This is a genomic window from Streptomyces sp. NPDC013457 (genome assembly GCF_043089925.1).
Lineage (GTDB): Bacteria > Actinomycetota > Actinomycetes > Streptomycetales > Streptomycetaceae > Streptomyces.
Window position 1 is genome coordinate 504,414 of record NZ_JBICBL010000006.1, and the last position, 11,995, is coordinate 516,408.

Annotated in this window: 10 protein-coding genes and 1 pseudogene; 1 reads left to right on the forward strand and 10 read right to left on the reverse strand. The window is 69.8% G+C overall.

The genetic code is table 11. The features are described from left to right. Nucleotides 1–146: 146 nt before the first annotated feature. The 10 genes from ACF1G2_RS19405 to ACF1G2_RS19450 form a co-directional block, all read right to left on the reverse strand. Complete coding sequence (locus tag ACF1G2_RS19405; protein ID WP_391799440.1) at nt 147–911, reverse strand: SDR family NAD(P)-dependent oxidoreductase; 765 nt, start codon at nt 909–911, stop codon at nt 147–149. After that, nucleotides 904–1,917, reverse strand: a complete 1,014-nt coding sequence (locus ACF1G2_RS19410) for a Gfo/Idh/MocA family protein (protein WP_391799441.1) — start codon at nt 1,915–1,917, stop codon at nt 904–906. The genes ACF1G2_RS19405 and ACF1G2_RS19410 overlap by 8 nt, the downstream gene beginning before the upstream one ends. Continuing rightward, entirely contained in the window at nt 1,914–3,302 is a 1,389-nt protein-coding gene (locus ACF1G2_RS19415; RefSeq protein WP_391799442.1) for an NDP-hexose 2,3-dehydratase family protein, read from the reverse strand. Before ACF1G2_RS19415 ends, ACF1G2_RS19410 begins: the two co-directional genes overlap by 4 nt. Continuing rightward, nucleotides 3,299–4,603 carry a lipopolysaccharide biosynthesis protein RfbH gene (gene rfbH, locus ACF1G2_RS19420; protein WP_391799443.1) on the reverse strand — a complete coding sequence of 435 codons (1,305 nt, stop codon included), beginning with the start codon at nt 4,601–4,603 and terminating at the stop codon, nt 3,299–3,301. The genes ACF1G2_RS19415 and rfbH overlap by 4 nt, the downstream gene beginning before the upstream one ends. A 10-nt stretch (nt 4,604–4,613) precedes the next feature. Then, nucleotides 4,614–5,591: a dTDP-glucose 4,6-dehydratase gene (gene rfbB / locus ACF1G2_RS19425; protein WP_391799444.1), complete on the reverse strand. Its 978-nt coding sequence runs from the start codon at nt 5,589–5,591 to the stop codon at nt 4,614–4,616. Continuing rightward, a complete protein-coding gene (locus ACF1G2_RS19430; RefSeq protein ID WP_391799445.1) occupies nt 5,588–6,655 on the reverse strand; it encodes a glucose-1-phosphate thymidylyltransferase in 1,068 nt (355 codons plus the stop codon). Before ACF1G2_RS19430 ends, rfbB begins: the two co-directional genes overlap by 4 nt. After that, nucleotides 6,652–7,266 carry a dTDP-4-dehydrorhamnose 3,5-epimerase family protein gene (locus ACF1G2_RS19435; protein WP_391799446.1) on the reverse strand — a complete coding sequence of 205 codons (615 nt, stop codon included), beginning with the start codon at nt 7,264–7,266 and terminating at the stop codon, nt 6,652–6,654. Before ACF1G2_RS19435 ends, ACF1G2_RS19430 begins: the two co-directional genes overlap by 4 nt. 31 nt (nt 7,267–7,297) lie before the next feature. Further along, entirely contained in the window at nt 7,298–8,449 is a 1,152-nt protein-coding gene (locus ACF1G2_RS19440; protein WP_391799447.1) for a DegT/DnrJ/EryC1/StrS family aminotransferase, read from the reverse strand. A gap of 384 nt (nt 8,450–8,833) precedes the next feature. Then, nucleotides 8,834–9,250, reverse strand: coding sequence for a YybH family protein (locus ACF1G2_RS19445; protein WP_391799448.1), 417 nt, complete (start codon nt 9,248–9,250; stop codon nt 8,834–8,836). A 93-nt stretch (nt 9,251–9,343) separates the two neighbouring features. Then, nucleotides 9,344–9,721 (reverse strand): YybH family protein, encoded by a 378-nt coding sequence (locus ACF1G2_RS19450; protein WP_391799449.1) that lies wholly within the window; start codon nt 9,719–9,721, stop codon nt 9,344–9,346. A gap of 304 nt (nt 9,722–10,025) precedes the next feature. Between ACF1G2_RS19450 and ACF1G2_RS19455 the strand changes: the two are divergent. Further along, nucleotides 10,026–11,995 (forward strand): annotated as a pseudogene (locus ACF1G2_RS19455) (type I polyketide synthase); the annotation flags it as partial.

Sequence of the window (11,995 nt, forward strand, 5' to 3'; positions counted from 1 at the left end):
GGGGGTTGGGGGGGGGGGGGGGGGGGGGGGGGTGTGGGGGGGCCGGGGGGGGGGGGGGGGGCCCCGGGGGGGGGGGGGGGGCCGCCCCCCGGGGGGGGGGGGGGGGGGGGGGGGGCGCCCCCCCCCCCCCCCCCCCACGCTTGCCGTCACCTGTTGACGAACCCGCCGTCCACCGGCACCACGGCACCGGTCAGGAACGGGCAGCGGTCGCTGAGCAGCCACACCACGGCCTGCGCGATCTCCTCGGGCTCGGCCGTTCGGCCCTGTGGCGTAAGGGAGTTGGCGAGCTCCTCCATGCCGGGGTTGCGTCCGAACCAGTCGCGGGTGATCTCACTGCGGGTGGTGCCCGGCGCGATCGCGTTCACCCGCACACTCTGGTGGGCGTACTCGTCCGCGGCGGCCCGCGTGAGGCCGATGACCGCGTGCTTGGACGCGACGTACGGGGCCGCCGCGGGGATGGCGACCAGTCCGCCGACGCTGCTGTTGTTCACGATCGCGCCGCCCCCGCCTTCGAGCATCGCCGCGAGCTCGTGGCGCAGGCAGTTGAACACCCCGCGTACGTTGGTGTCCATGATGGTCTCGTAGACCTCGTCCGACATCAGATGCAGCGGAGTGCGGTCCCCTCCTATGCCGGCGTTGTTGAACGCCCCGTCCAGGCGACCGTGTTCGGCGACCGTGAAGTCCACGGCCCGCTTGGCGTCCTGGGCGACGGCGACGTCCCCGACGACGTACGACGCCCGTGCCCCCTTCGCCCGGAGTCTCTCGGTGAGTTCGGCCAGCCGGTCCTCCCGGCGCGCGGTCAGGACCACCGCCGCGCCCTCCTGGGCACAGGCCTCCGCCGTCGCCGCGCCGATGCCGCTGCTCGCCCCGGTGATCAGGACGACTTTCCCCAACAGAAGATCACTAGACATGAGGGCAGTCTCGCAGGCTCGTCCGGGGAGGGCACGCGGTTTCGGCGCCGGCGGCGCGAGCGGCGATCTCCTCCAGCAGCGTGGCCTGTCCCAGCAGGTCCTTGTCCGCCCTCGCACGGGTGCGCACCGCGTTCGCGAAGGAGGTGACGGCCCGGGCGACCTGGTCCTCTGCGGTGAGTCGTACCTCCGTGGCCTCGCCGCCGGACTCCAGACGCAGCACCGGGGCGTGGTCGGCCGGCGGGGTGAAGGCGCGCTCGACGGTCAGCCGGCCCCGGCTGCCCGCGTATGCGTAGACGTTGCGGTAGGCGTCGTCGAGTCCGTACGTGAGCTGGGCGCCGACTCCGGCCGGGGTGTGGAGCAGGACAGTGCCGCCCGTGTCCACCTCGTCCTGTGCCCCACGGATCCCGACAGCCCCGGCGACCCGCAGCCCCTCGCCGAGGGCGAGCAGGGCGGCGCGCACCGGGTAGACACCGGTGTCCCACAGCGCTCCGCCGCCGAGGTCCTCGCGGTAGCGGATGTCGGCGGGGTCCCGTCTGGGGACCGTGAAAACGGCCTGGAAGGACCGCAGTTCGCCGATGGCGCCGTCCTCGACGAGCGCCCGCGCCGCCGCGTGCTGGGAGTGGTGCGGGAACATGACGTTCTCGACCAGGGCCAGCCCTCGGGAGTGTGCGAGGTCGAGGAGTTCGGCGGTCTCGGCCCGGCTGGTGGTGAGGGGTTTCTCCGCCAGGACGTGCTTGCCGGCCAGCAGGGCCGCTCTGACCCATGGGGCGTGGAGCGCGGCGGGCAGAGGTACGTACACCGCTTCGATCTCGTCGTCCTCCAGAGCGGCGTCGTAGCCGTGGAGGGCACGGCTTCCGTAGGTGTGCGCGAGCGCCCGGGCCTTCGCCGGATCCCGGCTCGCCACCGCCGCGACCGTGATGTCGCGGCAGGCGGCGAAGGCGGGCAGCATGCGACGGCGTGCGATGTCGGCGCAGCCGAGTACGGCCAGGCGTACGGGTGGGGTCACAGCTTCACCGCACCGGCGTTGAGGAGGGAGAGCAGGGTGCGGGCCTGGACGTTGACGTAGTGGCTGTGACGGACCAGGGAGCGCAGCTGGCCGGGCGTCACCCAGGCGTATCCGGGGGGCGGGTTGAGGGGGGCCTCGCTCTCGTCGGCCTCCACGAACAGATAGCGGCTCTCGGCGTTGAGGAAGCGCCCGCCTTCCTCCGAGTGGAGCACGTCGTAGCGCACGCGGGCGGGATCGGCGGACAGGACGAGGTCGAGGAACGGGGGCCGACCGTCCCCCGTGCGGTCCGCGTGGTTGGCCGCGGTGTACTGGACGGTGGGTGCCAGCTCGATCCGGTCGAGGAAGCCGCCCTCCATCTTGGCGTGGGCGAGCAGATGCGGCACACCCCCGATACGGCGGGTCACGAAGGCGGTGACACCGATTCCGCACGGTTCGAACAGGGGCTGCGTCCAGCCGCGCACCTCCCGGTTGGCGGCCTCCACGGCGACGGCGACGACGCGGAAGAACCGGCCCTTGACGTGGTCGATGGACGACTCACCGCGTACCCAGTCCTCGACCTGGCCGAGCGGGATGCGCTCCGCCCGTACCTCGGCCGCGGACCGCCGGGCGGTGAACCAGGAGAGCAGGGCCGTGTCGGACAGCAGCGCGCCCGGTTCGGAGGAGGCGACGGGCGCGCAGGCGAGGACGGTGCGGGAGTCCATGTTCACCACGTTGTCACGGCTCAGGAGTTCGCCGATCTGGCCGAGGGTCAGCCAGCAGAAGTCCTCGTCGAGCGGGACGTCCTCGTCCGTCTCCACGAGCATGTTGCGGTTGGCCTTGCGGAAGAACCACGCGCCGTGCTCGGACTGCAGGACGTCCGCGAGGACCCGGCCGCGGCCGGGATCGGTGAAGTGTTCGAGGTACTTCACGTCCGCGCCGCGGTGGACCTTGGTGTAGTTGCTGCGGGTCGCCTGCACCGTGGGCGACAGCTGGAGCAGGTTGCGGTTGCCCGGCTCCATCTTGGCCTGCATCAGGAAGTGCAGGACGCCCTCGAACTCCTTGACCAGGATGCCGAGGATGCCGACCTCGGGCTGTTTGATGATCGGCTGCTGCCAGTGCGGGAAGGGGCCCGTGTCGGTGTCGACGGACAGCCCCTCGACGGTGAAGAACCTGCCGCTGCGGTGGCCGAGGTTGCCGGTGCCGTCCTGGAACGACCAGCCGTCCAGCTCCGCGAACGGGATGCGCTCCACGCGGAAGTGGTGAGCCTTCCTGCGGCCCTGGAGCCAGTGGTCGAAGTCCGCCGTGCGGAGCTGTGCGCCGGCGTCGGTGACCTGTGCGGACCGGATGAACCGTGCGCCGAGGGCGGGGTCGTGACGTGGGTTCAGGAGTGAGGGCGCGGTGTTCATCCGCGGGCCTCCACGAACTCCTTGACCGTGGCGATCACGTAGTCGAGCATCGGCTCGGTCAGCCCCGGATAGACCCCGACCCAGAAGGTGCGGTCGGTGACGATGTCGGAGTTGACCAGGTCGCCCACGACCCGGTGGGGGCGGTCCAGGTAGGCGGGGTGGCGCGTGAGGTTGCCGGCGAAGAGCCGGCGGGTGCCGATCTTGCGGTCCTCCAGGTGGTGGACCAGCTCGGCCCGGCTGAACGGCGCGTCCGCCTCCACGGTGATCACGAACCCGAACCAGCTGGGGTCGCTGCCCGGGGTGGGTTCGGGCAGCAGCAGGTGCGGGATGCCGTCGAGCCCCTCGCGCAGCCGGCGCCAGTTCCGCTTGCGGGCCTCGATGAACCCGTCGAGCTTCTCCAACTGGGTCAGCCCCAGGGCCGCTTGAAGGTCGGTCGCCTTCAGGTTGTAGCCGACGTGCGAGAAGATGTACTTGTGGTCGTAGCCCTCCGGAAGCGTTCCCATCTGGTACTGGAAGCGCTTCAGGCACGTGTTGTTCTTGCCGGGCTCGCACCAGCAGTCCCGTCCCCAGTCGCGCAGTGACTCCACGATCCGCGCGAGCTTCAGGTCGGAGGTCAGGACACAGCCGCCCTCGCCCATGGTGAGGTGGTGGGCGGGGTAGAAGCTGACGGTCGTGACGTCGCCGAAGGTGCCGGTGAGCTGCCCCTGGTACGTGGAGCCCACGCCGTCGCAGTTGTCCTCGATGAAGAACAGACCGTGATCCTTGGCGAGTTGGGCGATCTCCGCCGCCTCGAAGGGGTTGCCGAGCGCGTGGGCGATCATGATGGCGCGGGTCTTGGGGCCGATGGCCTGCGCCACGCGGTCGGCCGTGGTGTTGTAGGTGCCCAGCTCCACGTCGACGAAGACGGGGATGAGGCCGTTCTGCACGATCGGGTTCACCGTGGTGGGGAAGCCCGCGGCGACGGTGATCACCTCGTCGCCCGGGCGGAGCCTGCGGTCCTCGAACAGGTGCGAGGTGTACGCGGACAGCGCCAGCAGGTTGGCGGAGGAGCCCGAGTTCGTCAGATGCGCCTTGCGGCGCCGCAGCCGGCGCGCGAAGGCGGACTCGAACCGCCGGGAGCTCGGCCCGGCCGCGATGCGCAGGTCGAGCGCGGCCTCGACGAGGGCCGCCCGGTCGTCCGCGTCGAGGACGGCTCCGGAGGGCCAGATCTCCGTGACCCCGGGCACGAAGCCGTCGGTGTTCTGCTGGTCGAGGTGGTACTTGCGGACCTCGTCCAGGACCAGCGCCTTGTGGTCGCTCATCGATCGCTCCTCAGCCACGGGCCCGCTCCTTGGACGCTTTCCACCAGTGCACGTTGTCGCGGTACCAGGCGACGGTCTCCGCCAGGCCCCGACCGAAGTCGATCCGCGGGGCGTAGCCCAGCTCTTCGCGGATCTTGGTCTCGTCGAGCGAGTAGCGCAGGTCGTGTCCCTTGCGGTCCTCGACGTGCCGGATGCTCGACCGGTCCGCCCCGCACAGCTCGAGAAGCCGCTCGGTGACGGAGAGGTTGGTCTGCTCGTTTCCGCCGCCGACGTTGTAGATCTCGCCCGCGCGTCCCCGGGTGAGGACCAGCTGGATGGCCCGGGAGTGGTCGTCGACGTGCAGCCATTCCCGCACGTTGAGCCCGTCGCCGTACAGCGGGACCTGCTCGCCTTCGAGGAGGTTGGTGATGAACAGCGGAATGAGCTTCTCGGGGTGCTGGTGGGGGCCGAAGTTGTTGGAGCAGCGGGTGATCGAGAGGTTCAGTCCGTGCGTACGCCAGTAGGCGCGGGCGATCAGGTCGGACGCGGCCTTCGACGCGGCGTAGGGGGAGTTCGGCAGCAGCGGCCACTCCTCGGTCCACGAGCCCTCGGCGATCGAGCCGTACACCTCGTCGGTGGAGACGTGGACGACGCGGCCCACGCGGGCGGCGAGGCAGGCGTCGAGGAGGATCTGGGTGCCCAGGACGTTCGTACGGACGAACGCGTCGGCGAGGGCGAGCGAGCGGTCGACGTGGGACTCGGCGGCGAAGTGGACGACGGCGTCGTGTCCGGGGAGCACGTCGAGCAGCAGGTCGCGGTCGCAGACGTCGCCTTCGACGAGGTCGAGGCGGGGGTGCCCGAGGGGGATGTTGTCCCGGTTGCCGGCGTAGGTCAGCTTGTCGAGGACGGTGACGTGGGCCTGCTCGTAGCCGGGGTAGCCCCCGGCCAGCATGGTGCGGACGTAGTGGGATCCGATGAATCCGGCGCCGCCGGTGACCAGTACCCTCATGCCGCCACCTCCACATGGGTGTGGTCGCCGACCACGAGACGGTGGTGGGCCTCGGCGTGATCGCTCGGCCCGATGCTCGCGGAGCGGCCGATGAGCGAGCCGTGCAGCCCCGGCACCTGGGTGATCGACGCGCCGGCCATGACGATGGAGTCCGTGAGCTGGGTGGCTCGCAGGACGCAGTCGCGGGCGATGGAGGTGTCCGGGCCGATCCGGCTGTCCTCCACGAGCGTGCCGGCCCCGATCACGACAGGCCCCACGATGCGCGAGCGTACGACGCGCGCGCCGTGCTCCACGACGACCGGGCCGACGAGCTCGCTGGCCGCGTCGACGTCTCCGTCGACACGGCGGTTCAGGGCGCCGAGGAGGTGCCGGTTGCACTCCAGTACGTCGTCGGCCTTGCCGGTGTCCTTCCAGTACCCGTCGTACTCGCCGGCCTTCACGCCGTGGCCGTGGGTGAGCAGCCACTGGATGGCGTCGGTGATCTCCAGCTCGCCCCGGGCGCTGGGCTCGATGGCGGCGACGGCCTGGTGGACGGCGCTGGTGAAGAAGTACACGCCGATCAGGGCGAGGTCGCTGCGCGGCCGGTTCGGCTTCTCCTCCAGGCCGACGACGGCGCCGTCCGCGTCGAGTTCGGCGACTCCGAAGGCACGCGGGTCGGGCACCTTGGAGACGACGATCTGGGCGGCGGGGCGGTCGGCACGGAACTCCTCGGCGATCTTGGTGATGCCCTCGGGGAGCATGTTGTCGCCGAGGTACATGACGAAGTCGTCGTCACCGAGGAACGGGCGGGCCAGCTCGACGCAGTGGGCGAGCCCCCGCGGCCTGTCCTGGTGGATGGGGGTGATGCGGGCGCCGAAGCGGGACCCGTCGCCGAGGGCTTCGGTGATCTGCGCGGCGCGGTCGCCGACGATCACGGCGATGTCGCTCACCCCGAGGTCGACGATGTTCTCCACGGCGTACTCGAGAACCGGCTTGTTCACGATCGGGATCAGCTGTTTCGGCATCGAATAGCTGAAGGGGCGCAGGCGCGTACCCGCCCCGCCCGACAGCACCAGAGCCTTCATGACAGTGCCTTCCTTGAAGCTGAGGAGTGTGTGCCTCGGGTCGCTTCCTGCCATGAGGCCAGAAGTCCCGTGGATACGGCTTCGCGAACGCCGGGGGCCGTCGCGTCCTTGCGGGACATCAGTGGGGGTTCGGAGAAGCCCCAGGGGAGGGCGAGATCGGCGTCCAGGGGGTTGATGTCGATCTGCGTGCCGGGGATGTACACGCTGGAGAGTACGTAGCAGATGCAGGCGTCGTCGGTGAGGGTGAGGAACCCGTGGCCGACGCCCTCCGGTATGTAGACCGCCCTGCCCGACGCCGCGTCGAGCACGTTGGTCGTGTACGCGCCGAAGGTGGGCGAGCCGACCCGCAGATCCACCGCGATGTCACGCAGTGCGCCGCGCACGCAGGTGACGTACTTGGCCTGCCCCGGCGGGATGGCCACGCCGTGGATCCCGCGCAGGGTGTTGCGGCGCGAGGTCGAGTAGTTGATCTGGCGCGGCACGAAGGGGCGTCCGACGGCGGCTTCGAGGAGGTCGGTGCGCAGGCCCTCGAAGAAGTCGCCGCGCTCGTCGGTGTGCGGCTCGGAGGTGACGACGTATACGCCCGGGACCGCGGTTTCGGCGATGTGCACGGAAATGACAGCCTCTCCTGGTCGCGTCCGGTCAGCCTGCGAGCTGCGCGAGGCGGTGCTCGACCGACTTTCGCAGCTCGTCGGCGACGGTGCTCACCTCACTGTCGTCGAGTCCCTGGTGCAGCGGCAGCAAGAGGGTGGTCTCGGCGGCGATGTCGGTGCCGGGGAGGTGGGTGCCGGGATCTCCGTACGCGGGCACCTTGTGCAGGGGCGGGTAGCGGTAGGTGGTGTAGATGCCCTTGTCGAGGAGGTCGGCGGCGACCTGGTCGCGGATGCCGGCGTCCATCTGCACCCAGTGGAAGTAGTACGTCGAGTCGTGTCCGGCCGGCAGCGGGGCCGGCAGGCGCAGCCCCTCCACGTCGGCGAGGAGGGTGTCGTACCGCTCGGCGATGGCCCGGCGGCGCTCCACGAACTCGGGGAGCCGGCGGAGCTGGACGCCGCCGATGGCCGCCGTGACGTCGTTGCCGATGATCCGGCGGCCGAACTCCCTGACGTTCAGCTCCCACCAGCGGTGCGAGACCTTGGCCGCCGAGAAGCCGCTGGACTGCTCCAGTCCGTGGTAGGCCAACCGGCGTGCCTTGCGCGCGAGTTCGGGGTCACGGACGTACAGCATGCCGCCGTCTCCGGTCACCAGGACCTTCATGGAGTCGAAGCTCCACATCGCCACGTCGCCGAAGGTCCCGCATGTGGCACCGTCGACGGAGGAGGCGACGGCGCACGCCGCGTCCTCGATGAGCGTGACGCCGCGGGCGCGGCACAGTTCGGCGATGGCGACGACGTCGCCGGGCCGCCCTCCGTAGTGCAGAAGGAGGACGGCCTTGGTACGCGGGGTCAGGGCGCGCTCGACGTGCTCGACGGTCGGGTTGAGCAGGTACGGGTCGACGTCGCAGAAGACCGGACGGGCGCCCGTGGCGGCGACGGCGTTGCCGGCGGCGACGAAGCTCGCGGAGGGCAGCACGACGTCGTCGTCCGGGCCGAGGCCGAGGAGTTCGGTGCTGAGGAACAGCCCGGCGGTGGCCGAGTTGATGAAGATCGTCTGCTCCGCCGCCACGCCCAGATGCGCGGCGAACGCGGCTTCGAATTCCTTGGTGCGCGGTCCGTGGCCGAGCCAGTTGCTCTCGAACACCGCCGCGACCGCGGCGAGTTCCTCGGAGCCGAGGCTCGGCTGGAAGACATTGATCATCGTGAAGCTCCGATCGGGAATTGCGCGCGCTGTCGCACGAGATGAAGCGGCGGCTGCCGGGCAGGGTCGACCGCTACTCCGGTCCGATCATCCGCCGATCAAATCCAGCCGACCCCGGGGACATCCTCGAAGGCGAATCCCGGATATCGAAACGGACTACGGATACATCTCGCGAGGCCACCGCAAGTAGCGTCGACAAAACTACCGGCCTCATTCAAACGAGCAGTAATGGACGGGTAATTCCACCGGCAACGGTCCGCTCATCCGCTCGGTACGCCGATCCCCGTGTGCCGGGTGAACCCGTACGGCACACGGGGATGGACGACTGTCGGGCCCGGCGGCCCGGGGGCCTCGGCTAGTCGGCTCGGTTGCCCGGTTACCCGCTCACTCGGGCAGCAGGCTGCCGGCGACGGGGCGGTCTACGGCCATGAGCCAGCGCCCGTCCGTGCCGCGGCGCAGGACATCGGTGCAGTTGCCCTCGATGTGGAGGGCTTCGCCGTCGGCGCCGGTGCCGTCGATGACGAAGCGCACGCCGATCAGGGCCACGTCGCCGGCGACGTAGGAGTGCGTGACCTCCGCCTGGAGCACGGGCTTGGACGCCAGGAACTCCTTGAAGAACGCGAGTCGTTCCTTGCCGGTGAGCGGCGTCCCCGAGAAGTTGGAGATCGCGTCCGGCAGGTAGAGCCTGTCGAACAGCTCGCCGTCACCGGAGTTGAAGACCTGCAGGAATATCTCGTTCTGCAGATCGGTGTCGTCGGTCAGGTCGGGCTTGTCGAAGTCGATGTCGACGGTGATGGCCATGGAGGGAAGGACCCCTGCTTTCTTCGTTGACGGTGATGGTGCGTACGACGCGCCTGCCGGCGCGGGGCCGGAGGCGAGGGGAGCCGGGCCCGCCTACTCCTCGCCGTACGGGTCGTCGATGGCGTACCGCCAGTTCCCGTCCGCACCCTGACGCAGGACGTCGACCCCGACACCGGAGAGGTGCTCGGCGTTTCCGTCCGCGTCCGTGGTGTCGATGGTCCAGTCGACGATCAGCAGGGCCGTGTCACCCGTGACGAAGGACTGACGCGGCACCGCGGTCATCCTCGGACCCGCGGCGAGGTACTCCTTGACCGAATCGATCCGGGCCTGTCCGGTGAGCGGAACACCCCGGTCCCAGACCGCCACGGCGTCTTCTGTGTACATCGCGTTCACGGCGTCCGCGTCACCCGCGTTGAACGCCTCGACATAGAGCGCCGTGTGCTTTTCGACGTCGTTCGTGAGTTGCGCCATGATTGAACTCCTCTGTTCAGGCGACCGCTCGACCACCCAAGGGAATTTCGGCTGGATGCCCGGAGACGGTAACAACGCGCCAGGAACCCTTCAGTCACTGCGAAGTAACGAGTCGACCACCTCGACGGGTCCATCTCCAGTTACCGCAGCATGCGCAGCCTCGCATTACGATCCATGGGCCCTTCTGAAATTCGCCGCATTCATGGCCGCCGGCTGCGATAGATCTCCGTGGGAGATATTCGACTTCTGCCATGTGGCGCACATCAAGGGAGCACGAGAACACCTCACCGGGGAGCTGAGCATCATGGCGGACGAGGACACACTCCGCGAGTACCTCAAGCGAGCGATCACGGACGCCCGTGACGCGCGCGACCGACTGCGCGACGTCGAGGAGAGAGCGCGGGAGCCGATCGCGATCGTGTCGATGGGCTGCCGGTACCCCGGTGGGGCGACCTCGCCGGAAGAGCTGTGGCGGCTCGCGGCGGAGGGCGTCGACGCCATCACCCCCTTCCCGACGGACCGCGGCTGGGACCTGGAGAACCTCTACGACCCCGAACCGGACCACGTCGGCACCAGCTACGGGCGTGAAGGCGGATTCCTGCACGACGCAGCGGAGTTCGACGCGGCGTTCTTCGCGATGTCGCCCCGTGAGGCGTCGACTGCGGACCCTCAGCAGCGGCTGCTGCTCGAAACGGCGTGGGAGACCTTCGAGCGGGCCGGCATCGACCCCGGGACGCTGAAGGGCAGTCGCACCGGCGTGTTCGCGGGTGTCATGTACAACGACTACGGCTCACGGCCGGGTCTGCCCAAGGAGACCTCCGAGGGCTATCTCTTCAGCGGCAGCGCGGGCAGCATCGCCGCGGGCAGGCTCTCGTACACCTTCGGTTTCGAGGGTCCGGCGATCTCCGTCGACACGGCCTGCTCGTCCTCCCTGGTCGCCCTCCACCTCGCGGCCAACGCACTGCGCCGCGGTGAGTGCGACCTGGCGCTCGCGGGCGGCGCCACCGTGATGTCGACGCCGGTCGCCTTCGTCGAGTTCTCCCGGCTGCGGGGCCTGGCGCCTGACGGGCGTATCAAGTCGTTCGCGGCGGCGGCCGACGGCACCGCCTGGTCCGAAGGCGTCGGCCTCCTCCTCGTCGAACGGCTCTCCGACGCCCGCCGCAACGGACACCAGATCCTCGCCGTCCTGCGCGGATCCGCCGTCAACCAGGACGGCGCCAGCAACGGCCTCACCGCCCCCAACGGCCCCTCACAGGAACGCGTCATCCGCCAAGCCCTCACCGACGCCGGCCTGACCACCGACGACATCGACGCCGTCGAAGCCCACGGCACCGGAACCCGCCTCGGCGACCCCATCGAAGCACAAGCCCTCCTCGCCACCTACGGCCACAACCGCACCACCCCCCACCCCCTCTACCTCGGCTCACTCAAATCCAACATCGGGCATGCGCAGGCGGCCGCGGGTGTCGGCGGGGTGATCAAGATGGTGCAGGCCATGCGGCACGGCGTCCTGCCCCGAACACTCCACGTCGACGAACCCACACCGATGGTCGACTGGTCCTCCGGAGCCGTCGAACTCCTGACCCGCCGACGGGAGTGGCCGGAGACGGGGCGGACGCGGCGTGCGGCGGTCTCTTCGTTCGGATTCGGAGGGACGAACGCGCATGTGATCCTCGAGCAGGCCCCTGCCGAGGAACACTCCCCGGCCGCGCCCGACGCCAAGTCCATCGTTCCGTCGGTGGTGCCGTCGGTGATGACGCCCTGGCTGCTTTCGGCCAAGAGCGGCCAGGCCCTGCGCGAGCAGGCTGAGCGGCTCATCGACCTCGTCAGCCGGAACGCTGCGGTCTCGCCTGTCGACATCGGCTGGTCCCTGGCCACCACACGTGCCACGCACAGCCACCGAAGCGTGGTGCTCGGGACTGACCGGACTCAACTCCTGGACGGGTTGCGGGCGGTGGCGCAGGGGAAGGCGGCGCCGGGTGTGGTCTCGGGTGTCGTGGCCCCCGGGAAGACCGCGTTCCTGTTCACCGGCCAGGGCTCACAGCGACTCGGCATGGGAACCGAACTGTACGAAACCTTCCCGGTGTTCGCCGCCGCTTTCGACGAGGTGTGCGCCGCACTCGACCCCCACCTGGAACGACCCATCGCCGACGTGATCCGTAACGGCGGACCACTGCTCGACCAGACAGCCAACACCCAGCCCGCACTGTTCGCCCTCGAAGTCGCCCTCTACCGGCTCCTCGAATCCTTCGGCGTCCGCCCCGACCTCGTCGC